The organism is Paenibacillus thiaminolyticus, assembly GCF_007066085.1.
Taxonomy (GTDB): Bacteria; Bacillota; Bacilli; order Paenibacillales; family Paenibacillaceae; genus Paenibacillus_B; species Paenibacillus_B thiaminolyticus.
Map to the genome: position 1 here is coordinate 1,779,823 of NZ_CP041405.1, position 23,522 is coordinate 1,803,344.

Annotated in this window: 18 protein-coding genes; 6 read left to right on the top strand and 12 right to left on the bottom strand. The window is 55.9% G+C overall.

Annotation, left to right across the window (positions count from 1 at the left end):
* Nucleotides 1-44 precede the first annotated feature (44 nt).
* Complete coding sequence (locus FLT43_RS08060) at nucleotides 45-1,127, top strand: efflux RND transporter periplasmic adaptor subunit (RefSeq protein WP_087445359.1); 1,083 nt, start codon at nucleotides 45-47, stop codon at nucleotides 1,125-1,127.
* Between the two features lie 77 nt (nucleotides 1,128-1,204).
* Here FLT43_RS08060 and FLT43_RS08065 read toward each other — a convergent pair whose 3' ends face one another.
* The 4 genes from FLT43_RS08065 to FLT43_RS08080 form a co-directional block, all read right to left on the bottom strand.
* Nucleotides 1,205-1,813 carry an ArsR/SmtB family transcription factor gene (locus FLT43_RS08065; protein ID WP_087445358.1) on the bottom strand — a complete coding sequence of 203 codons (609 nt, stop codon included), beginning with the start codon at nucleotides 1,811-1,813 and terminating at the stop codon, nucleotides 1,205-1,207.
* 19 nt (nucleotides 1,814-1,832) lie between these two features.
* On the bottom strand, nucleotides 1,833-3,176 hold the full coding sequence (locus FLT43_RS08070; protein WP_087445357.1) for an MFS transporter: 1,344 nt from the start codon (nucleotides 3,174-3,176) through the stop codon (nucleotides 1,833-1,835).
* A gap of 1,637 nt (nucleotides 3,177-4,813) precedes the next feature.
* Complete coding sequence (gene yjbM, locus FLT43_RS08075; protein WP_087445356.1) at nucleotides 4,814-5,623, bottom strand: GTP diphosphokinase; 810 nt, start codon at nucleotides 5,621-5,623, stop codon at nucleotides 4,814-4,816.
* A 67-nt stretch (nucleotides 5,624-5,690) separates the two neighbouring features.
* Nucleotides 5,691-6,785, bottom strand: coding sequence for a quinone-dependent dihydroorotate dehydrogenase (locus FLT43_RS08080; protein WP_174818242.1), 1,095 nt, complete (start codon nucleotides 6,783-6,785; stop codon nucleotides 5,691-5,693).
* 249 nt (nucleotides 6,786-7,034) lie between these two features.
* Between FLT43_RS08080 and FLT43_RS29285 the strand changes: the two genes are divergently transcribed.
* Nucleotides 7,035-7,172 (top strand): hypothetical protein, encoded by a 138-nt coding sequence (locus FLT43_RS29285; protein ID WP_164776678.1) that lies wholly within the window; start codon nucleotides 7,035-7,037, stop codon nucleotides 7,170-7,172.
* 84 nt (nucleotides 7,173-7,256) lie between these two features.
* On the opposite strand, the gene FLT43_RS08085 is transcribed toward FLT43_RS29285, so the two are convergent.
* The 6 genes from FLT43_RS08085 to FLT43_RS08110 all read right to left on the bottom strand — a co-directional run bounded on the left by FLT43_RS08085 (nucleotide 7,257) and on the right by FLT43_RS08110 (nucleotide 16,332).
* On the bottom strand, nucleotides 7,257-8,666 hold the full coding sequence (locus FLT43_RS08085; protein ID WP_087445354.1) for a L,D-transpeptidase: 1,410 nt from the start codon (nucleotides 8,664-8,666) through the stop codon (nucleotides 7,257-7,259).
* Nucleotides 8,667-8,715: 49 nt separating this feature from the next.
* Nucleotides 8,716-10,461 carry a stalk domain-containing protein gene (locus FLT43_RS08090; protein ID WP_244194417.1) on the bottom strand — a complete coding sequence of 582 codons (1,746 nt, stop codon included), beginning with the start codon at nucleotides 10,459-10,461 and terminating at the stop codon, nucleotides 8,716-8,718.
* 18 nt (nucleotides 10,462-10,479) lie between these two features.
* The gene (locus tag FLT43_RS08095; RefSeq protein WP_087445353.1) at nucleotides 10,480-12,423 is read right to left on the bottom strand and encodes a FecR family protein; all 1,944 of its coding nucleotides are present in this window, start codon (nucleotides 12,421-12,423) and stop codon (nucleotides 10,480-10,482) included.
* Between the two features lie 104 nt (nucleotides 12,424-12,527).
* Nucleotides 12,528-14,381 carry a CHASE2 domain-containing protein gene (locus tag FLT43_RS08100; RefSeq protein ID WP_087445352.1) on the bottom strand — a complete coding sequence of 618 codons (1,854 nt, stop codon included), beginning with the start codon at nucleotides 14,379-14,381 and terminating at the stop codon, nucleotides 12,528-12,530.
* A gap of 261 nt (nucleotides 14,382-14,642) precedes the next feature.
* Complete coding sequence (locus FLT43_RS08105; RefSeq protein ID WP_087445351.1) at nucleotides 14,643-14,876, bottom strand: ferredoxin; 234 nt, start codon at nucleotides 14,874-14,876, stop codon at nucleotides 14,643-14,645.
* 136 nt (nucleotides 14,877-15,012) lie between these two features.
* On the bottom strand, nucleotides 15,013-16,332 hold the full coding sequence (locus FLT43_RS08110; RefSeq protein WP_087445350.1) for a DNA polymerase IV: 1,320 nt from the start codon (nucleotides 16,330-16,332) through the stop codon (nucleotides 15,013-15,015).
* 237 nt (nucleotides 16,333-16,569) lie between these two features.
* Between FLT43_RS08110 and cimA the strand changes: the two genes are divergently transcribed.
* Nucleotides 16,570-18,183 (top strand): citramalate synthase, encoded by a 1,614-nt coding sequence (gene cimA, locus FLT43_RS08115; protein WP_087445349.1) that lies wholly within the window; start codon nucleotides 16,570-16,572, stop codon nucleotides 18,181-18,183.
* Nucleotides 18,184-18,896: 713 nt separating this feature from the next.
* On the opposite strand, the gene FLT43_RS08120 is transcribed toward cimA, so the two are convergent.
* Entirely contained in the window at nucleotides 18,897-19,460 is a 564-nt protein-coding gene (locus FLT43_RS08120; RefSeq protein ID WP_087445348.1) for a TlpA family protein disulfide reductase, read from the bottom strand.
* A gap of 248 nt (nucleotides 19,461-19,708) precedes the next feature.
* On the opposite strand from FLT43_RS08120, the gene FLT43_RS08125 reads away from it, so the two are divergent.
* The 3 genes from FLT43_RS08125 to FLT43_RS08135 all read left to right on the top strand — a co-directional run bounded on the left by FLT43_RS08125 (nucleotide 19,709) and on the right by FLT43_RS08135 (nucleotide 22,465).
* Nucleotides 19,709-20,917: an MFS transporter gene (locus FLT43_RS08125; protein WP_087445347.1), complete on the top strand. Its 1,209-nt coding sequence runs from the start codon at nucleotides 19,709-19,711 to the stop codon at nucleotides 20,915-20,917.
* Between the two features lie 381 nt (nucleotides 20,918-21,298).
* On the top strand, nucleotides 21,299-21,727 hold the full coding sequence (locus FLT43_RS08130; protein ID WP_087445346.1) for a helix-turn-helix domain-containing protein: 429 nt from the start codon (nucleotides 21,299-21,301) through the stop codon (nucleotides 21,725-21,727).
* Between the two features lie 54 nt (nucleotides 21,728-21,781).
* Nucleotides 21,782-22,465, top strand: a complete 684-nt coding sequence (locus tag FLT43_RS08135; protein ID WP_087445345.1) for a zinc metallopeptidase — start codon at nucleotides 21,782-21,784, stop codon at nucleotides 22,463-22,465.
* 85 nt (nucleotides 22,466-22,550) lie between these two features.
* Here the strand turns inward: FLT43_RS08135 and gltC are convergent, their stop codons facing one another.
* Complete coding sequence (gene gltC, locus FLT43_RS08140) at nucleotides 22,551-23,501, bottom strand: glutamate biosynthesis transcriptional regulator GltC (protein WP_087445344.1); 951 nt, start codon at nucleotides 23,499-23,501, stop codon at nucleotides 22,551-22,553.
* Nucleotides 23,502-23,522: the final 21 nt, after the last annotated feature.

Here is a 23,522-nt window from a genome sequence, read left to right on the forward strand (position 1 = left end):
GCAGTCGCGCCACAACTATAGACTAAGGAGGTCCGCTCACCGGAATGAAGAAAAAAATAAAATGGGCTATCATTATCCTGGTACTCGCCGGAATCAGTTACGGACTCTATTCATTCGGCAATCCTCCCGCCCCGGAGACGGGCATGGAGAACAATGACGCCATCACCTTCTCCGTGACGAGAGAAACGCTGGTGAATAGCATTGAAGTCAAAGGGAAGTCAGGCTATGAGCAGGAGACGTTCGTACACGCTCCGTTCGGCGCTGAAGTAAGACAGTGGAACGTGAAGGACGGCCAGCAAATCAAAAAAGGAGATGTGCTGTTCCAGCTCGACTCGACCGCTCTGGAGAATGAAATCGCACAGACGCAAGCGACCATCAAGAAGCAGCGCCTCGAAATAAGACTGACAGAAGTCCAGAGCGCGCTCGGCCAGGAGGATCAGGCGCTAGGCGTAACGGAGGCGGACCGCAAAAAAGTATTCGTGCAGCGGGAAGCTCAGAAGCTTCAAGAGGAATTAAGCGAAGTCACCCTGGATATTCAGGAACGTGACATTGCGGACAAGCAAAAGAAGCTGAATGAAGCGAACTACCGCGCCCAAGCGTCCGGCATTTTCCTGTTCGAGGATCCGAAGAAGATTCCTTCTCAAGTGAACAGCAATGACCGCCTCGGCAAGATCGTCGATCTGAACAAGCTCCAGCTCGTCTCGCTTGTCGGAGAGCAGGATGTATTCCGCATCGCGGAAGGAATGCCGGTCGAAGTGAAAATCAACGCCCTGAAGCAGGTGAAGCTGACCGGCAAGGTTATCAAAGTATCCAAATTCGCCAAGGCAGGTACCGACGAGAAGAATACGAATCAGCCCGCTCAATTCGAGGTCATCATCTCGCTGGAGCCGAATAAGCAGCTCATCGCCGGATTGAGCCTGACCGGCCAGATCGAGACCGAGCGCAAGGATGACGCTATCGTCGTTCCAACCGTGGCCGTGCTGCGCGAGAAGGACCAGTATTATGTCTTCCTCGACAAAGGCAACGGACAAGTAGAACGGAAAGACATCAAGATTGGAATGGAGACTCCGGAAAAAACGGAAGTCCTGGAGGGCTTGAAGGAAGGCGATCAGGTCGTCCTGCAATAGCAGTCAGCCAGAGCAAGAGCCCCCGGCATGAAGGAACCATCATGCCGGGGGCTCTTCCGCTTCCTGCGGCTGGCCCGTCACGGCTTCGGCGTCCGCACATCCTTCAGCCGATAAGACAGCGTGACGAACACATAGTCGTCCTCCTCCGTCTGATCGGCGTAGGGTCCCATATCTTCTTGTTCATGGGGCTCGACTGTATCGGAGCCGTTCTCTGCGGTTACCGCCCCCTGGATCAACGCCATTTTGTGCCCCCATTCAACCGGAGTCATCCTGCGGTAAGCGATATTCGCCTCGGCCAGCATTTTCTCGCCGTGACGCTCCATCTGAATCTGCTCTTCGATGATGCCGATCCCTTCCTGGAACAGCCGAGACAGCTCCTGTACAATAAAGGCGGAATTCTCCGCCGCCAATTCGCGATCGAACGTATAACTGCGCTGCATCGGGTTCGTCTGATAATACTTCTCAATCAGATTGCCATGCTGCTTCGTCTCCACCAATTGCAGCAGATCCAGCTCCTCCAGCTTTTTGACGTGATAGTATAAGCGGGAAGGCTTCTCGTCCAGGCGTTCCGCTAACTGCTTCACCGTTACCGGCTCTTCCCGCGCCAATCGCAGTATTTGGGTTCTTCTCGAGTCAAGCAGGGCCTTCGCCAGTTCGAGATCTGAAATAACACGGTGATTCTTCAATCCATGGCCTCCTTAACCGCTAAGAAGGCATAGCCGCTTGCGCGTCTCCTTCCGGCGGGTTCATCGTGCCTGATGCTTTATATTTCAAGGCTCGACTATATTTTAACAGAGGGAAAACGATAGAGACAATAACAAGCAGCCCCCCTGCCACCGCCGTGGCCTCCAGCACCCCGAACCAGACCGCGAACAACCCGCCCAGGCCAATCCCGATCACCGTGCCCGTCTCGGCGACGGTTCCGAATACGGCAGCCCCCCTGCCCCTAATCTCATCCGGCATCAGAGTCAGGAACAAGCTGCTGAGCGGTACATTCGTGCAAGAGATTGTGAATCCGGTCAAGAGTGACCAGATGTAAATGCTGATGATACTCGTATTGGCGTATATCGGCGCCAGCGGCACAATGAAGATACAAGAGGCTCCTATGCCCGCTATCCCGCTCAGCAGCAGCGTGCTCGGTTGAATCCGGCGCAGCAGGTGAGGCGCCGCGATCGCGCCGACGATGCTTCCGGCGCCAATGACGCTGGAGACGAAGCCGAAATGCTCCGCCGGAATGCGGAACGTCTGGAGCAGGGCCGCATTCAGATTCGAATTGATGACGCCGACGACCAGCATCACCGGTACAACCAGCATGAGCAGCGCGAACAGGCCTTCATGCCGGTACATTTGGGTGAGCCCCTCTTTGAACGACGCCATATACGATATCTTCGCTTCTTTCTCTTGTTGAGCTTCCCTTCCTTCATGCTCTTCATTTTCTTCCGTTACCGCCTTACCGCCCCCCGCTTGTGCGCTGCTCAACTTCAATGGCTCCACTCCCCGCAGCGAGAAGACGAAGACAGCGGACAGCAGAAAAGTAATCGCGTTGAAGGTGAACAACCAGCCGAAGTGGCCGAGCGGAATGAGCAAGCCGGCTAGTGCGGGGCCTACCAGCCTCATGGCCATATATGTGGCCTGCGACAGAGAGACGGCGGAGCTAATCTGCTCCTTGCCGACGAGGCGCGGGATAAGGGCGGAGCGCGCTGGCTCGAAAAAGACGGTGCCGATGCCCTGCAGCCAGATCAGCACATAGATGAACGGCAGGCTGTCTTGGGCCAGGATGAACGCCAGCACGATGCCCGCGCGGTAGATATCAGATGCGGCCATCAGCAGCGGACGGTTGATCCGATCGACGAGCGGTCCGACGAAGGCCCCGAACAGCATCTGAGGCAGCACCTGGGACAACACGACCATGCTCAGCGCCAGCGGACTGGCCGACAGGTGAGCCACCAGGAAAATAACGACCAGGCGGGTTATTCCGTCCCCAAGCTCGGAGATGATCTGGGCCCACCATAACCGGCGGTAGGAAGAATTGCTGAAGAGCAGTTTCATAAGGGACGACCTCCAAAATAAATTTTATCGTTAAAATATATTTTATTGATAAAAAATCATTTGTAAATAGTCTTCTGTATATTCATTAAAAATATTTTTAACGATAAAAACCGCATTCCTTTCCGACTATTCGCTTTGCTCTAGCTCCCTCCCCCTTCCTTTTGCCTGCCTTCCAGTGGCAACCATTTGCGGCAACGCCAAAAAGGCTGTCTCCCGTAGAGACAACCTTTACTCGAGAAAATTCGATTGTCAGTCAAGTAAGCTTCCCAATTGTAAACACAAACCCTAAAAATACGAAAAAGAGAATACTTAAAAAGATCGTAAAGAGACCTCGAAAAATATCTTTTTTCCGTTTTCCTCATCAAGCTAACAACAAAGAATGTAGAGGCCGAAAAGACGGCGGCGAGACGAGCAGCGAAAAGATGGTTGATGCAGTGAATCCTGCATTTGTGCAGGATTCCACGCCATTCAGCCGCTATCTGATGAAATTCCTGCAGAAGTCAGGCTGGTGGTAAACCCCTGTTTTTTACGAAGGAGTGGAGATGTCCATTTTCTTACTCAAAACTTGGCACCCATAGCGTTTTAACTCGATTTTTTCTACGGAGAGACGAGCTCCGCTATATAAAATATGAAATGGCGAAAATTCCCATATACTTCTCAATGGCCTGATTTTACGGGATCCAAGAAGACCGCGTCGGATCCTGGGGGCATCATCGCCTTCAGGATGTATCATTGCTTTCTAGAGGCATCGTTGCCTCCTGGGGCTTGAACGTGTGGTGTGAATTGCTGCTATTTTACAGGAATTTCGGCTCAATGAGTCCACATCCCGAGGAATTGCTGCAAATATACATCATTTTAGGCCCTTTTGCTTCAAGCCGAAGCAAAACGGGTTAAATTCCTGCAGTTTTGCAGGATTCCCTTTCTGGTAAAGTCGTCCATATCGAATTGCTGTATTTGCGCAGGATTTCGCTTACCGGATAGGCGTGTCTGGAGAAATCGTGCAGTTTTGCGGAACTCGCTTACCGAATAGGCGTGTCAAGGGAAATGGTGCAGTTTTCAGGCCGTTGGAAAACCCCTGTTTTTTGATTAAGGGGTGGAGATTGTCCATTTTCCTGCTCAAAACTTGGCACCCATAGCGTTTTAACTCGATTATTTCTACGGAGAGACGAGATCCACCACATAAAAAATGAAGTGCCACAGAATCTCTTGGACTTTTCTCAACAGCCTGAAAAGTACATCCTTTTCCTCGATTTTTGCTTCCAACCCATTGGCATGGCAACAAATCCTACAGTTTTGCAGGAATGTCGGTCACGGAGTAGACGTCAAAAATGGAAAACTGTAGACGTCATGGGGGGTTTCGCAGCTTTTCGGCAAGTCGAGCGGTGAGAAGCAGGGGGGACTATCTCAATGGAGGTAAAAACTGCTTATGGAGCAGTACCTTGGTAGAATCTCCATAGCGCGCTGTTGTGCTAATTCAATGTGCTGCTTCTCTTCAGCGCCCGGCCACGATACACGCTGATGCATGAGATTCATGTCATAAAAGAACGGCCCCTTCCGGATGCCGTCCCTCTGCTATCATCTCTTCTGTTCTTTAGCCGCCACGGTTTCATTCACGGCTCCAGCATCGCTCAGCCCGCTCATTCGCCGTCTGAGCCCGATTTCTTCGCCTGCCGCAGCATATCGATAATATCTTCCTCCAGCTGCTTGATTCCCACGCGGTCTTCCCGCTCCCACAGCGTGTTGAACCGCTGCTGGAATTGGACGGCTTCCGTTACTTTGTGATAGAAGTACAGCTCCTGAATCAGCGCCAGGCATTGATGCACCAAGCGCGACTGATCCTCGAAATCGCGCTGCGCCTCCAATATTTCCTGCCGGATGCTAGACATTTCATTATCGAGAATGAACGCGGCTTCCGCCGCCTTTTTCAAGCGCAGCCGCACATCCTCCGGAAGGCTGTCCCGGTATTTGTAATTGAGCGAGTGCTCAATGGTAGCCCAGAAGTTCATGGCCAGCGTCCGAATCTGGATCTCCGCCAAGACCATCTTCTGGCCGAGCGCGGTCTGCACAGGGTATTCCACGATCATGTGGAAGCTGCGGTAGCCGCTCTCTTTATAGTTCGTAATATAATCCTTCTCGTACAACAGATTCATATCTTTGCGATGGCGGATGAACTCAGCGACTCTGCGGATATCATCCACGAATTGGCACATGATGCGGATGCCGGCAATATCTTCGATTCCGCGCTCCAACTGGTCCATCGGCACGTCCAGCCGCTTCGCCTTGTCCAGAATACTGGAGATGCGCTTCACCCGTCCCGTAACGAACTCAATCGGCGAATACTCTTCCCGCTTCTTCAGTTCCGTGCGCATCGTCTTGAATTTGACCTTCAACTCTTCGACGGCCTGCTCATATGGCAGCAAAAACTTTCCCCAATCTCTTCCGTCCATTCAAGCGCCTCCTGTCATTCCCACCGTCCGTAATCTATGATCGTCCAAGCGGATATCTTTATCGTTGCTACCGATGATCCGCGCCAACGGCTTCGGATATATGCCGGAATCCGTCACGCGCCAGCAAGCGGGACAGACCCGCCGCCAAGTCCCGGTTAACGCCCGGGCCCCGGTAGATGAAGCCGGTATAGATCTCAACCAGACTGGCACCGGCCCGAATCTTGCGATAGGCGTCCTCTGCGCTGAACACGCCGCCCGACCCGATAATCGGGATCGAGCCATTCGTCAAGCGATACAGCTGGGACACGACCTGGGTCGATCGCTCCTCCAGCGGCCGCCCGCTCAAGCCGCCGGCCTCCAGCCGGTTGCTGTGCTCGGCTCCCATGCGGGACAGTGTCGTATTCGTCGCGATAATCCCGGATACGCCGCTCGCCATAATCGTATTCGTCATTTGCTCCAGCTCGGCGTCGGACACGTCGGGAGCGATTTTGACCAGCACGGCCTTGTTCCGGCCATGCTCCGCATTCAGCTGCTTCATGTCCGAGACGGCCGCCTGCAGCAGCGACTTCAATTCGTCGCCATGCTGAAGATTGCGAAGATCCGGCGTATTAGGCGAGCTGATATTGATGACGAACAAGTCTGCTACCGGATAGAGTGTCCGGAGACAGGACAAATAATCATCCTGCGCCTGCTCGTTCGGCGTCACTTTATTCTTGCCGATATTGACCCATACCGGAATCGGCCGCTTCCGCAGTGCTTCCAGCGAATGCAGCATACTGCCCGCTCCCTTGTTATTGAAGCCCATCCGGTTAATAAGCGCCTCGTCCGGAGGCAGGCGGAACATGCGCGGCTTCTCGTTCCCAGGCTGTCCCTTGGGCGTAACGGTTCCCACTTCCATGAACCCGAAGCCGACCGAGGAGAGCCCGCTTACCGCCTCCGCGTTCTTGTCCAGGCCGGCAGCCAGCCCGATCGGCGTATGGAAGGACAAGCCGAATAGCTCGGTCTTCAAGGCCGGATCCTCTCCAACCCCGTATATCCCTCTCAGCAGCGCTGGCACGCCCGGAATGCGGCCCGCTTTGGACATCCCCCCGATGACGAGATGATGCGCCCGCTCCGGGTCCATTTTAAATAGCAGAGGTTTTACAATATATTGATACAACAACGTGTTCACTCCGTTCATCCATGCCAGACAATAAGCCTGCTTCGGTACGATTGTGGCTCGTCGCCTCCCCTTCTCCGGCACGGCAGCCGTCCCTGGAGAGAGCAGGCGCTTTTGGCCCTAACAAATAGTTTAAATCTTTCTTCGGCAAAAGAAAAGTCTGGATTCACTTTCAATTCGTCTGGCCTTTTGCCCAGAAAACGATTACAATAAAGGCAGTGAACAAGCGATTACTAAGAAAGGTGATGAACTATGGCAACGAAACGGAAACCTCCCGTTATCGCGACCAAGCCGCAGGATGCCGTGAACAAGAAAGCCATTTATTGGGCGGGAGGCATCGCGCTGGTTCTTGTCATTATCGTTTCCATCTTACTAGTGATGAACGGATAACATGCCTGACCGTTCAAGGAATAAGAGAGCCGTGCCCCTGAGCTTCCGAGGGAACACGGCTCTCTCTTTGTTCCGCCGTGCCGGTTAATCCAGCCAGCGGTAGACCTTGCCCGGGTTGTCCTGCTTCGGCGTCAGATCGAGCCGGTAACGATCTTCCGGATCGGGAACCTGCAGATCGCCGGGCAGCACATCCGATTCAATGCTGACTTCTGTCCCGATCGGCACCATGTCGAACAGCTCCTCGACATCGTCCGGGAGCATGCGGATGCATCCCAGCGACTCGTCCCGGCCAATACTGTCCGGCTCATTCGTGCCGTGAATCGCATACAGCGTATCCGACAGCGTCATCCCCCGGCTTCCGAAGACGCCGGTCGAGGATCCGTTCGGATTCACCACCTTCTCCGAGATGACGAATTTCCCCTTCGGCGTGCGGCTGCCTCCCAGCCCGACCTCATAGTTGCGAAGCAGGATCCCTCCGCTAACGACCCCTAGGCGATGCCGTTTTTTATCGACCACGATTCGAATCGGCTCGCGGAACGGATCGGCCTCATCGGCCCACATGCGGGAGAGCGCCTGCTCGGTCCGCTTCCGCTTCGCTCCACGGGCCATCCCGTTCCGGTATACCTGCAGCACCTCCGCGTAAGCCTGCTCAATTCCCGCCGAGGTGCCGGATACGGAATTGGCCGGATAGGCCTTCGCCATAGCGGGCCATTGATCCGGAGCCGTCTTGCCCTGCTTCACGTAGGCCGTCAGAGCGGACTTCGCAATCAGCCGCCGCTCGCTCGCTTCCGCCCACAACGCCGCGCCTTGGTTTGCTGCCTGCCTCTCCTCCTCGCAGCGGCAATCCGGTTCCGCCAGCGGCAGCATCTCGATCGGTCCGCCTTCGGATGGCGTACTGGCCAACAGAACTGGCTCGGGAGTCCGCGACCAGATGAGCCAAGCTTCATCGGACTGCATCCGAACGACGACATCCTCGCCGGCCCGCTTCCGATCCTTCTCCAGAATCCGCCTCAAGACATGCGCATAGCCCTCGTCATCTCCTGCGGCTACCAGCCGGTAGAAGGTGCCGCCAGCGATCTCCTCTTGCGGCCCCGGCGCATGGCCCTTGTCCTGCTGAACATTGAGCCGCATCCCATCGGGAGCCGCCGCCTCTCCGCCGGGCAAGAGGACGAGCAGCAGAAGGAACAGAATGGCCAATAACCCGGCCCGCAGCTGGGCCGCCTTCGTCCGGCGCCGCTTCTCGCGCTCGGTCCGCTCCTTCATCTGCTCCTCTACGGTCTCCTGCGGCAGAGGCTCATTTTCGAACGCTTTATAGATATCACCCGCCTGGTTGAAGCAGTAGTTGGCTTTCCCTTGCTCACCGGAACGCTCATATTGCTTGCCGAGCAAATACCAGGCCATCCGGTTGTCCGGATGGGATTCCAGGTACTCCTTCATATAGGCTTGGTCTTTTGGGGACCATTGAGGGGCCGGTTGACCGGATTGAGGGGGCATTCTGATTCCTCCTTTCCACATTAGTCATCTTCTGTCCCGGGGTCTTGCTCTATCGTCCAGCCGCTTCTTCTGACACGTCTTGCCGTTCAAATACGGTATCCCGAAGAATGAGCGTCCGGAGCTCCGGAACCCAACTCACATGAAGCCCGAATTGATCGAGCAAGCGCGCCGGGATCAGCCATTGCCCGTCTTGCCGGAAGGGCGCTTCCTCCGCGCTCAGCGTCTGCGTCCGCTTCGTTCCATTAACCGCTATCTGTACTTGCGGCACATCCCGCTCCAGAATAAGAACGGACGAGCCGAATGTTACCCTTACCCGGTCTGACTCCAGCTCTTCCACTCCGTATCCGAGCATCTCTTTCCATGACTCAAGAGGAAGGAAGGCACGATTGTTCCGAATGACCGCGGGAACAGGCGTCTCGACCCGCCGGTCGTTATGCACCGTATTGACCGCGTCCTGTGCCGACGGGCTTGCGGCCGCCGGGGAACGAACCTCCTCCGGCAGTGTATAACGGCGGATAAGGCGTATCGAATTATTGAAGCCGTCCGCCACCGCGATCGTTCCGTTGCTGAGCACGGCCACATCCATCGGCTCGCGGAATGTCGCCTGTTCCGCCCAACCGTTCTGATGACCTGTCCGCCCGCCGCCGCTTAACGTATATACCTTGCCATCATATAGATAGCGGATGGCATGATTCCACCGATCGGCGACGACGATGCCGCCCTCGGCCGTAACCGCAATGCCTGCCGGGCCGTTGAACAGCGCCTCGCTCGCCTTGCCGTCGCGGTATCCTCCCGCGGCATACAGATGTGTATCCGGGAACTTGCCGCTGTAGCTGGCGACCGATCCGGCGCCGGCAAGCGTCGTCACGCGCTTTTGCTTCAGATTCACCAAGCGAAGCCGCTGATTCCCAGAATCGCTCACGACCAGCTCACCGGACGGGGTCAAGGCCAGGCTGCTCGGCTCGTTGAACTTGCTCTCCGCAAGCTTGCCGTCCGCATAATCGCCTCCTGCCGCGACCGCGCCAGGGGCGTATTCGACGATCCGCTTCGATCGGGCATTCAGCGTCGTCACCCGTCCGTTCGCATCAATGCGCCGAATGACATGATTCAACGCATCTGCGACGTAGAGGGAACCGTCCTCCGCCACGGCCACATCCCGCGGCTCGTTGAAGCGCGCCTCCGATCCAGTGCCGTCCTTCCAGCCGGCCAGACCGCTGCCGGCCACCGTCGTGACCCGGCCCGACTTGTCCAGCTTGCGGATGACGTGGTTCGCCGCATCTGCAATATAGAGATTGCCATATCGATCCTCCGCCATCCCCATCGGCTCATTGAAGCGGGCCTCCGTGCCCTTGCCGTCTGCCCAGCTCCCGTTCGGCTCCCGCGTCTCCGCAGCGAAGCGAACCTGTCCGGCCAGCGTGCTCACCTGTCCCCCAGCGTCAGCCTGGCGGATCAGATGGTTATAGGTATCCGCGATGAGGAGCACGCCGTTCTTCCCTGCCAGCAGCCCGGCAGGATAGCGGAACTGCGCCTGTGCAGCGCGGCCGTCAACCGAACCGGACACGCCCGTTCCCGCCCAATCGATCGTCTCGTACCAGATCGGGGATCGGCTCCAGGCGGCGAAGTCGAACGCAGGGGTGGCTAAGCTGTCGAAGCGGCTCATTTCCTGCACCGGCGGCGTCAAAGGAGCTGGCGCAGACAACGCGGAAGCCGTACCTTCCGCACTGACCGCACCGATGCACAGCATAAGAAGGAGCCCCTTGCTTGCCCAACGGAATTGCTTTACTTTTCGATTCATGCTGTTCTCCTTTTTGCCTTATGGATTCACTTTAATTTCCAGCGGCTTCTCCATCGGGGCGATGGAGTGAGCCGTTCCTGCCGCGTCATAGAACTGGATATCGGATATCGTGAAGGTCATTGTTCCTCCCGAGCCGGCAAGATAGGGCAGCGTCAGCATCATGTCGTCGCTGTCCAGCCGGATGGCTTCGGGCGTTGTGACGAGAATCCGGTACAATACCCGGCTGCCGGTGACCGATACCGCGTCCACACTGTTCTTCTCATTATAATTATCCGGGCTCAGCGCAATATTGAATTTGCCGCCGCCATGACGGTATTGCCCGGCATTCTGATCAAGCTTCTTCCGATCGAGCGTCCCGCCGGTCGCATGGACTGCGAACTGGATGCCGGCGACGTCAACCGCTTGCGTCAATCGCTTCAAGACCGCCGTAATCTCGATTGCGGCTCCTGCCTGTACTTCCGTCGCGCTTGCGGTCAGCTCCAGCACATCCTGCTGCAGTTCCGGATCGGGATCCGGGTCGGGGTCTGGATCCGGGTCTGGATCCGGGTCTGGATCCGGATCGGGATCGGGCTTCGGATTAGGCCCAGGGTTCGGGTCCGGTTTCTCGCCATTCCCCGAAGAGTTCCCTGAAGTCCCCTCCGTTGCGCTGCCCGGCTTCGAAGCCTCGGCGCACATTGCCGCTGCCTCCCCGTTCTCGCATACTTCAAGGCGGGCCTTCTTCAAGTCTTCGGCGAAGCGCTTACGTTCCTCTTTGTCCAGCGATGCGGCATAGTCTCGCTCCAGCTGGAGCTGCCGCTCCCGATCGAGCTTCGCCTGCTGCTGCCGGCGCGCTTCCTCTTCCTTGGATAGAGCCAAGTCGGCAGCGGAGACGGATTCCTCCAGGCGGCTTCGCTGTTCCTTGATCTGGGTGATACGCTCCCGTTCGCCCTCCGTGAGCTGCAGGGCGGCGTCGCGCCAAGCCATCCCGGAAGCCGCCGCTTCGGCTGCCGTCAGTCTCCCGGCCTCCAGAGCCGCTCTGACGATGACGCCGTGGAATGCAGCCAGATTGCGTTGAATCCGGAGTTCCGCCTTGCTCCGCGCCTCTTCCGAAATTCCGCTGTCCGACTTATCCGTCCCGAGCTCCAGGAAGCTGTCAAGCAGGGGACAAGACGCTCCGGCCGTCGTGACCGGTCCCGTCGAGCAGGACGATTCCTGCCATTTGCGTAGCAAGCGGCTGTTCTCCCCGGCCGCATCGCGGAAGCCGCTCACCATCGCCCGCAGCACGGCGGGGTCAAGCTCTGCCGCCAGCGACTCGGTATCCGCATACGCGAACAAGGCTTGCACTCCTCCCGATGCCGATGGAACGAAGCTGGCGGCCTGCGCCGGATACACATTCCGTTCAAGCAGCGGCTTGATTGGAGTTCCCCGCATAGCGGAATTCGTGTCGACGCCGCTGTACTGCGTGCGGACCACGCCAGCGGTAACATGCAGATCCGTCCATCCGGCGCCAGGATCGACGCGTACGGCGAATTGAGTCCCGCGGACAGCCATCACGGTCGTCGGCGTTTCCAATTCGAAGCGATCGTCCGCTCCCAGAATCGACTTCACTTTGGCAAAGACGGAACCGGCCCATACTCCGATTTTCGTCTTGGCCCCATTTTCCCCATCCAATTCGGTAAAGGCAACATCGGCCTCTTCTCCGATCGTCAGCTCATCCTCCTCATCTCCGCCGACCAGTTGAAGCACGACGCGGGATTTCGCTCCGGTGACGATCCGGTCACCTTGGTTGATGCTCATATTTTTGAATAATTGCAGCGGCTTCCCGCCGCCAGATTTCGTAACTGAGGCCGTTCCTTTCCATTCCTTCACGAGAGCTACGCGCACCGCCTTATCGGCAGCCGCAGCCGGCACAGGCCGGATGAGTCCGGCCACCAATAAGCAGCATGCGATGATGAACATCAGATTCCATCTCCGTCGTTGCACGTTATCCCTCCTCTCTTTTTCTATCGGATGAAAAAGGCCAAATTGCGAGCATTTTTTTACTTTTCCATCCTTTTTACGTATGAAATCCGTCCTCCGGTCCTAATTCATGCCTCTTCTTGTTCCGCCAGCAACTCGTAGACGACAACCGGCTCCGCTTTGCCCTTCAGCTTGAGAGGCCCCACCTCGGACATGTTGAACCGGCTGCCAAGGCGGCTCACCGTTTCTTCCCCGACAAGCAGCTGTCCCGGCTTCGCTTGGGATTCCAAGCGGGCGGCGGTGTTGACCGTGTCGCCAATCGCCGTGTAATCGAGCCTGAGCGCTTCCGAGCCGATGTTCCCGACGACCGCTTCGCCGCTCTGAATCCCGATGCCGAACTGAACGGCGATATCCTTCGCTCCCAACGTCTGCTTCAACAGCTCCGCCCGCCTCACCAAGCTCAACGCGGCTTGAAGCGCATGTTCTTCATGCCGTTCCAGCGGATAGGGAGCGCCGAAGATCGCCATGACGCCATCGCCGATGAACTTGTCCAGCGTTCCCTGGTGGCGGAAGATGACGTCGGCACAGGCATGCAAATATTGATTGAGCACCTGGATCGTCTCCTCAGGGGCCAGCCGTTCCGAGAGCGGAGTGAACCCTCGAATATCGATGAACATGACGGTAATATCGCAGCGCGTTCCGCCGACCCGAATCGGCTCCCTGGATCGCAGCAGCTCCGTTACGACGGCAGGCGACACGTACCGCCCGAACAGCTCTTCCACCTGCTGGCGCGCCCGCCGTTCCTCCCGGCTGCGATAGGCGAGAAGCAGCGTATAGGAGGCGGTCATCCCGCATATTTCCGTGAAATACGGAATGAATACCGAACCGGTCTCATAGACCGCGATCCAGATCACCGTATAGAGGGCGGCAAGCAGCACCGCGCATCCTGCTCCCAGCACGCCTCGGACACGGTTCCCGCACCATGCGGCAGCGGCGATGCCCACGGCGAGCGCGAGCACGCTCCAGCCGAAGGGAGCTTCCTTATAGAAGCGCCCCTCCAGGAGCGATTGAACCATATTCGCATGGATCTCCACACCGTGAAGCGTCATCGTCCGGCTGAGCGGCGTCATATGCTTGTCGCTGAGCGAGGTCGCATATGGGCCGATGAGGACCGTCGTATCTTTGTAATACCCGGCATCGACGACGCCGGTCAGCACATCGATGAACGACTGGCGATCATAGCCGTTCAGTTCGCTTTCTCCATAGCCGTAAGCGGAAGTGAAGAAATCGGTCGCTACCTGATGCCGGGCATCCGTCGGAATCGGCTTGTCCCCCCGCAGCCAAATCTGCTTCTCCTCTTCCCAACGGATTCGTTCCCCTTCGGGCAGCATCCGGTTCGCGAGCAGTACGTCAAGCGATGGAATCAGCTCGCCGTTCTCGTCGCGCAGCCCGAGCGTCATATGCCGGATGACCCCGTCCGGATCGGGAAGCACATTCACATGGCCCAGCTGCTCTTCCTGCACATGGAGAGACGCGGCCGGCCGATCGACGCGCTCGACGAGCAGCGATTCCGCATCAGGCTGACGGGATTGCAGGGTGACCTGAACCGGCAGGTAGACTTGCGGATAGCGCTCCAACTGTTCCGACAGCAGCGCATCATCCCGCTTATCCGCAGCCGGATCGATGAGAAGCAAGTCCAGCGCCACCGACTTGGCTCCCGCTTCCATAAGATTGTTGATCATATCTGCATATACGCTGCGCGGCCAAGGAAATGGCCCCAACTGATTCAGGGACTCTTCGTCAATCGCAATAATTTTGATCCGATCGTCGGGAGCCTGCTCCGCCACGCTCTTGGTGCGCAGCGCATCGCGAAGGGCGTGCTCCGCCATCTGGAACGTGCCCCCGGTTCCGAAGCCGTACACATACACCGCAATGATGGTGACGAGGGCCGCGATCCCGAGCGGAATTCCGTAATTCTTCATCCCAGCCCTCCCCTTGGCTGTCAAAATAAAAATATGCCCATATATTCAATTATCGTGGCGTTAACCTATAACATTGTAGAACGAGGAATGCAATCTTGGCAATGACACGAACCCCACTCGAGCTTGCTTATACCGCCGTCCCTTTATGAAAAGAAAAAGGTTGAGGTTTACATGAATTTTGCGCAAATGTATTTTTCCATAAAATAAAAAAAATCCCTGCTCTAGGCAGGGACAAGCTTACTCTATGTTGATGCAACGCAGTTAGTTAAAAGGCGTATCCGCGATCTTGATCGAATCCGTAGGGCAGCCGTCAGCCGCATCCTGCAGATCGTCGAACAAATCTTCCGGAATCTCGGTGATTCCTTGGTTGTTGTCGCCTTCGTATATCACTTCTGCGATGCCTTCATCGTCGTAGTCGTATATATCCGGAGCGGTTGCGCCGCACGCTCCACAAGCGATGCATGTGTCTTTATCTACCCAAGTATATTTTGCCATTGATTCGTTCCCTCCTGTAATCAGAACAGTTCGTCATGGTTCCTCCGTAATCAATATAATACAAACAGGGTGGAAATTCAAACGAAATCCTCGTTTTTGTCGCGCCCCCACGCGGATTTCCGATGCCGGGGCAGCCTTAATCGGAACCGTTGCCCCCATCTTCCTGGCGTAGAAAATCCGTCTGCAGGGAAGTCCCTCTTACTTTGTGATTCCGCAGCAGCGCCGAAGGATCATCTCCCAGCATGCCCAGGGTGACGAGCGCGTTCTCCCCGTACTTGTCCCGGATCCGGTCCATCGCCTGGATTAGCTGCTCCCGCTTCGGCTGCTGCTCGAAGTCGAACAGATCGAGCTGAACCGCCGCCTCCTCCTTGGCCACCATGTTCTGACCCGTAATTCCGAGCAGCCGTATCGGCCGCTCCTCCGGCCAATGCTGCTCATACAGGCGCCAGGCTTCTTCCAGCAGGCGGGCCGCATCGTCCGTAGGCGATTCCAGCGTCGCCGATCGCGTAATCGTCTTCATCTCCGGCGTGCGGATCGTGATCTGAACCGTCTGGGCCATCAGCTGCTGCCTGCGCATGCGGCGGGCCACCTGATCGGCCAGATTCAGCAGCACTCGGCGGACATCCTCCTTCGCGGTCACGTCCTGCGGCAATGTCGTCGTATGTCCGACAGACTTGTTCGGCTCCCGTTCCGGGCGAACGGGCCCTTCATCCAGCCCATTCGCCGCCCGCTTCATCCAATGGCCCTGCACGCCGAACAGCGAGACGAGACGTGCTTCATCCGCCTGCGCCAGCTCGCCGATCGTGCGGATGCCCGATCGCGACAACTTCATGGCCGTCTTCTGGCCGATGCCGAACAGTTCGCCGCACGGCCTGCTCCAGAGCAGCTTCGGCACATCCCGGATGCGGAGCACCGTAATGCCGTTCGGCTTCTTCATATCCGAAGCCATCTTCGCCAGCAGCTTATTCGGCGCGATGCCGATCGAGCATGGCAGCGACAGCTCGCCGCGGATGCGCTGCTGCAGCTCATTCGCAATCTCAAGCGGCGTGCCGAATAACTTCGAGCCGCTAATATCCATATAGCATTCGTCAATGGAGACGACTTCAACCAATGGGGTATAATCGCGCGCAATAGCAATAAATGCCTGCGAATAACGCCGGTACAGATAGAAATCCGGGCGGATCAAGACAAGCTGGGGACATAGACGCAGGGCCTGCTTCACGAGCATGCCTGTGCGAATGCCTCTCTTCCGCGCCGCGTAGGAGCAGGTTACGATAATTCCTTTGCGCAGCTCGATGCTGCCCGCGACGGCCGTCGGCTTGCCCCGGTACGTCTCCGGGTCCTCGGCTTCATGAACGGAACAATAGAACGCGTTCATATCCACATGGAGGATGACACGGCCCTTCGGCGGATAATGCCGCTCGACCCGGTCACGCGCCTCTTCCTTACCGCCCATTCCTCTCACCTTTCTTCCCTCATGGAAGTGTTCAACTACTCATGCAGGAATAGCTGCACTCCGATCCAGAACAACTGTTCTAGGTACATTTTACCGCTTTCTCCATGCCAATACAACCGGATCAATTGCCGGCGCCGCCGAAATTACGGACTATACATCCTCTTTTCGGATGCTATAATAGGAAAATATAGTTTCGGTACTGTATCGTCCGTGTACTAAAATAAGGGGGTTTCGAGTATGTCGACATTCGTTTCCATTTTTGATACTACGCTGCGCGATGGCACCCAGGGCGAAGGAATCAGCCTGTCCGCGGATGATAAAATTAAAATTGCGCGAAAGCTGGACGCCTTCGGGGTGTCTTATATTGAAGGCGGCATTCCGGGCAGCAACGGCAAGGACATCGAGTTCTTCAAGCGGGTCAAGTCGTATTCCTGGCAAGCGAAGTTGACAGCCTTCGGCAGCACCCGCCGCAAAATGTCGCTGGCCGAGCAAGACGTGAGCCTGAACCGCATCATTGAAGCGGGCGTTCCCGCAGCGACGCTTGTGGGCAAATCCTGGGATTTCCACGTTCATACGGCGCTGGAGACGACGCTGGAAGAGAATCTGTCCATGATCTCGGACTCTATCGCCTACTTGAAGCGGGCCCAACTGGAAGTGATGCTCGATGCGGAGCATTTCTTCGACGGCTACAAACATAATCCCGACTACGCGCTGGCCGTGCTTCGTACCGCCGAGGAGGCAGGAGCCGACTGGGTCGTCATGTGCGATACGAACGGCGGAACGCTGCCGCACGAGATCGCCAGCATCGTCCGGGACGTCAAGAGCCATGTCAACATTAAGCTGGGCATCCATACGCATAACGATTGCGAATTGGCTGTCGCCAATACGCTGGCTGCCGTGGAAGCCGGGGCGACCCAGGTTCAAGGTACGATGAACGGCTACGGCGAGCGGTGCGGCAATGCCAATCTGTGCTCCATCATCCCGAATCTTCAATTGAAGATGGGATACTCGTGCGTCTCCGCAGATCAGCTTAGCCAATTGACGTCGGTCTCACGGTACGTCAGCGAGATCGCCAATGTCAACATGCCGGTTAACCAGCCTTACGTCGGCAACGCCGCCTTTGCTCATAAGGGAGGCATCCACGTATCGGCGATTTTGAAGGATTCGCGCACGTACGAGCATATAGAACCGGAACGGGTCGGCAACAAGCAGCGGGTGCTCGTCTCGGAGCTGGCTGGCCAGAGCAACGTATTGTCCAAGGCGCAGCAGCTCGGCTATGAGCTGGATGCCAGCAATCCGAATACGCGCGCCATTATCGAGCGCATCAAGGAGCTGGAGCATCAGGGATACCAATTCGAAGGCGCAGACGCCTCACTCGAATTGCTGCTCCGTCAGGCGACCGGGACACATGAGGAGCCGTTCACCTTTGCCTCCTTCAAAATGCTCGTCGAGAAATCGGCCGATCGCTCCGTCAATTCTGAAGCGATCGTGAAGCTGAATGTCGGCAATGAGACCGTGTACATGGCAGCCGAGGGCAACGGTCCGGTGAATGCGCTTGACAACGCGCTTCGCAAAGCGCTCGTCCGCCACTACCCTTTTATTGAAGATATGCATCTTACAGACTATAAAGTACGCGTACTGGACGAGAATGATACGACAGCCGCCAAGGTGCGGGTGCTCATCGAGTCGACCGATTCCCATAATACATGGAGCACGGTCGGCGTATCGAGCAACGTCATTGAAGCGAGCTGGGAGGCTCTCGTGGACAGCATCCGCTATGCGCTCATCGGAAAAGAGAAGCTCGAGCTCGCGCCCGAGCGCAGAGAGCCGCTGGGGCTCGTTAATCATTAATCCTTATCACGGACAAGACGAAGAGGGGGCTATCCCATACGTAGTTTTTAGCTACATTGAGATCGCCCCCGGCTTTCTTAGAGCTCGACATTCCGAAAACTGCACGGTTTCTCAAGATACGTTGATTCGGTAGGCAAAATCCTGTACAAATACAGCAATTCGATAGGGACAACTTCACCTGAAAGGGAATCCTGTAAAACTGCAGCAATTTCACCCGTTTCTCTTCGACTTAGCTCAAAAGGGCCTAAAATGATGTAGCTGTGCAGCAATTCCTCGAAATGTGGACTCATTGAGCCGAAATTCCTGTAAAATAGCAGCAATTCCCTCCACACGTTTAAGCCCCACGAGGCAACGATGCTTCCTGAAGGCAATGATGTCTCCAGAAGGCGATGACGCTCTGAATGCCAAGTTTCGGTTAGGTAATCACCCCTCCGAAAAAAACAGGGGTTTTCCAACAGCCTGACTACAGCATGAATTTGAGCCCATGCAATCAATAGAAGGCAAAAATCGATGTTAATGGTGTGATTTTGCAACAATTCGATAAATTATCACCACAAAGACCGTAAATTGCTTCATTAGTACAGGGTTTGACAGCCTATCCAACTTATCCATCTTTCAACTCTTTTCCCGCCTCTTTATTCTCTGTTGTCCCGTCTTGCTGCTCATCCTTATGACAGCCAATGGAACAGCCTCTTTTCGATAACCGCCAGGTATTAGTCAATCACCTTTTCGATGGCCTTTTCCAATTCCTTCGGCGGACGCAGCCCGATGAACAACTCCCGGATGACACCGTTTTTGTCAATCAAAATATTGGTCGGAAAAGCGATGCCGTTATACAGCTTATAGGCCTCCCCCTTCTCATCCCATAGCACCGGGTTGACCATCCCGTACTGTTTCACGAACTCCTTCGCTTTCTCCTTCGTATCATAATTCGTCACATTGACCGCCAGAAGATCGAGCTTATCCTTATATTGGGCATGCAATTTGACAAGATCGGGCGCTTCTGCCTGACATGGCGTGCACCAGGAGGCCCAGAAATTCAAAAATATCGGTTTATCCTGCTTGCCGCCCACCTTATATTTCGTTCCATCGGCCGTCTCTAGCGTGAACGAAGGCGCCAGCTTCCCTACTTGCGGCCCCGTCTCCGTTGGCAGGGCAACTTCGCCCGAGCCTTGCCTCATGTCGCTCGAAGAGACGGAGGACTGGCTTAGATTCTGCCACACCCCGAAGAGAATGAACAGTACGCCAACAATAAGCACGCCTGCACTTTTTTTCATTTACGGATTCTCTCCTTTAAATGTTCAACTAAATGTTCAACGTTATTGATCAATTTCGTTGCCGGGCTTCGCATGCCGGCCAGGCAAGTCTGAACATGTGCTTTTATATGTATTGTACCCTTTTTCTACATAAAATACGATCCTTGCGGCCCTCCGCCCGCTGGTATGACTCCATCCTTCCCTGGGAATAGTAACGACGTGCTTGCAATAATTGCTCTCTAGAAATTACGCAGGAAAGGAACCTGATCATGGCCAAACAACGCAGCTCCTCCCTATGGCTCGAATATACGGCGATTGCCACCGTACCGCTTGTGCTCGTACTGGGCAACTCGATGCTTGTTCCCATTTTGCCGGAGGTCAAGCGTCATCTGCATCTGACTCAGCTGCAGACCAGTCTCATCATTACGTTGTTCTCCGTATCGGCGGGCTTGATTATTCCGATCGCAGGCTACTTGTCGGATCGCTTCGGACGCAAAGCGATCATCATCCCTTCCCTCATCGTATATGGGGCGGCAGGTATCGTCACCGGCCTCGGGGCGTTATGGGAATCCTACGGCATCCTGATCGGGTTCCGCGCGGTCCAGGGCCTGGGCGCGGCCGGTACAGCCTCGATCGCGATGGCGCTCGTCGGCGATTTGTACAAGGACGCTCAGGAGAGCCAGGCTTTGGGCCTGATCGAAGCCTCCAACGGCACTGGCAAGGTCATCAGTCCGATACTCGGTTCGGCGCTTGCCCTCTGGACCTGGACAGCGCCCTTTTTTGCGTTTCCCGTATTTTGCGCCCTGTCGCTGGTCGCGGTCATCTTCCTGATTAAGGAACCCGAACGGAAGCAGAAGCCGCAACCGCTCAAAACGTATATCCGCAACATCGGACAAATCTTCAAGGAGCAGGGCCGCTGGCTCATTCCCGCTTTTTTTGCCGGGGCGCTGTCCCTGTTCATCCTGTTCGGCATCCTCTTCTATTTATCTGACATTTTGGAGGAAAAGCCATACCATTTGAAAGGGATTGTCAAAGGTCTTGTGCTGGCCATTCCGCTGCTCGGCATGGTGACGACCGCCTATATTACCGGATCGATCATCAAGAAAAACGGCTTGCTGATGCGGTGGCTGATGAACATCGGGCTGCTGCTTATGGCGGTCTCGCTTGGATGCACGATTTTCTTCTATAAAAACGTGTACGGCTTTATCGGGCTCATTACGGTGAGCAGCATCGGGACGGGTTTGCTGCTGCCATGTCTGAACACGATGATCACCGGCACGGTGGAGAAGGCGCAGCGCGGCATGATTACATCGCTCTACAGCAGCCTTCGCTTTCTCGGAGTCGCCTTCGGACCGCCGCTGTTCAGCTGGATGATGGACAAATCGCACCGTCTCATTTTTATCGTCGTCACGGTCCTGTCCGTCATTGCGCTCATCCTCGTGTTCTTGTTCATCAAGCCGGACAAAAAGGTGCGCTAACCGGCCTTCTCCTATATTTTCCGGGGAAGAACGATCTCGGCCTAGCCTGCAAATCGTTCAAAAAATGTACCTATTTCGCCAAACCATAACGTTTGACTGTATGGTTTGGTTTTTAGTATCATAATAAATAAGAGTTCAAAGAGGACGGTTTTCAGCACCGAGAAGGTTGCGGGAACTTGAAGAAGAAGCAGCGCAATGTAGGCAAGACTACATGAGCTAAAATGTTTCCGCAGGAAACATACTTCGGAAGCATACGCTCTTCGAAAGTGAGTCCAAGATTCGATGTCGAGTAGCTTCCTGTGTAACTTCGTGATCAAAAGCGTACGCTTTGAACAACCTCTTAGAGAAAAGTGAGGTGAGGACGATGGGACTAAGTCGCTAATACGGATCGGAGAGCTTGCCCGGGCGGCGAAGGTCAGCCAGCGGACAATTGATTATTATACGACGATCGGGCTAATCGAGCCGGCAGGACGGACAGAGACGAACTATCGTCTGTACAGCCTTGAAACGATCGAGCGGCTCAAACGTATACATCAAATGAAGAGAGAAAAATACTCGCTGGAGGAAATCAAGCAGTATTTCGCCCAGCTGAGGCACGCGTCGGCGGAACAAGAGCTTGCCGACCGGCTGACGGAGCTGCAGCTGCACATGCAGAAGCTGGAACGCGAGGCGAAGGAATTGAAGCCGATGCTTGACAAGCTGAAGCCGACGCAAGCCCGCAGACTGTTCAACCGTCTCGGCACCCAGAGCGCGGCCTGCATCGAAGTGCTGCTCACCTTTATTGACAAGAACAATCATTTCATGATGTGACGTCTTCGGTCCTGAATAAGCTCGCATCATCTGTACTGGATAGGAGGCAACAATATGATTTTATTTCATCCTATGGACTTTTTGATTTTCATTGCGCTCGGCATCTCGATCTGGGCCCAATTCCGCGTCAAGGGAACGTTCAACCGTTACACACAGGTGCAAGCCATCAGCGGCATGACCGGCTACGAAGCGGCGCGGCGCATGCTGGACTCGAATGGACTGCATGACGTTCCCATCGAGCCTGTGCAGGGGGCATTGACCGACCACTATGATCCGATTCACCGGGTCGTCCGGCTATCCGAGCCCGTCTATTACGAGAGCTCGATCTCGGCCATCTCGGTGGCCTGCCATGAAGTTGGCCATGCCATTCAGCATCAGCAATCGTATCCAATGCTCGTGCTGCGGCACCGCATGTTCCCGCTCGTCAATCTGACGTCGGGCGCAGCTCCGTTCCTCATCATTGCGGGCCTGCTGTTCCAATGGTCGAACATGCTGCTCGTCGGGATTCTGTTCTTCTCGGCCGCCGTGCTGTTCCAACTGGTCACGCTGCCGGTCGAGTTCAACGCCAGCAACCGGGCAAGAGAGCTGATGGTGTCCGAAGGCTTCATTACGAACGAAGAGGAGCGCGGCGTCGCCAAAGTATTGAACGCTGCCGCCCTGACGTACGTTGCGGCTGCCCTCATCTCGCTTCTTGAACTGCTCAAGTTCATTATGATCTTCGCGAACAATCGGGATTAATCCCGAACAGGGATACACTGACAAGAGCCCCTTCCTCCTGCAGTCGCAGGGGGAAGGGGCTCTTGTGTGTGGATAGATAACGCGGCTACAGCAGCTCAAGCTCATCCTGTGCCGAGTCCGGCTTCCCCTGCTTGGGGGCGCCGCCTTCATGCTCTCTGAAATATTGCAGCAAAAAGGTGTGAAAGGTCTGCGCGACCAACGGCAGCTTCTCGTCGATGCGGCGAATCAGCCCGATGGAGCGTGTGACCACCGGATCGATCACCCTGACGCGAGCCGGCTGAAGCTCTGATGTGTGCTGGAGCGCCATATCCGGCAGCAGGCTGACTCCCATGCCGGCGGCCACGAGGCCTCGAATCGTCTCTGTCTCTTCCCCCTCGAAGCCGATATGCGGCGTGAAGCCTGCCTTCATGCAGGCATCCCATACGATCGGCCGCAGTGAATATCCGGGACTGAACATGACGAACATCTCTTCCTTCAGCTGCTTCAGCGATATCGTCTCCTCCCGGGCCAGCGGATGATTCGGCGGAAGGATGGCGAGCAATTCCTCGTTCAGCACAATCTCCCCGGTTACCATGTCGCTGTCCTTCGGATACGGGGAGATGAAGGCAAGATCCACTTCGCCGGAAACGATATCCCGAATGAGGGACGGGTACATGCCCTGCTTGAACCGGAACTTCACGTTCGGGTGCCGCTTCCGGAACTCGGCCACCAGCTTCGGAATCAGATGGATCCCCAAGCTGTGCGGAAACCCGATTCGCACCTCTCCCAGCTCCGGATGCATGAATTCCTGCACCTCCTGAACCGCGCGCTCCAGATCCTTCAGCACCGCTTCCGCCCGGCTGCAGAACAGCTGCCCTACCGGCGTCAGCTGGAGGTTGCGCCCCTTCTGCAGGAACAGCTTGACGCCTAGCTCCTCCTCCAGTTGATGGATCTGCCGGCTTACGGCAGACTGGGCGACATGAAGCTCCTCCGCTGCCTGCGTCACATGCTCCTTCTGGGCCACCTTCACGAAGTACAACAATTGCCTAAGTTCCACGAATCTCTCGCTCCGTTCTAC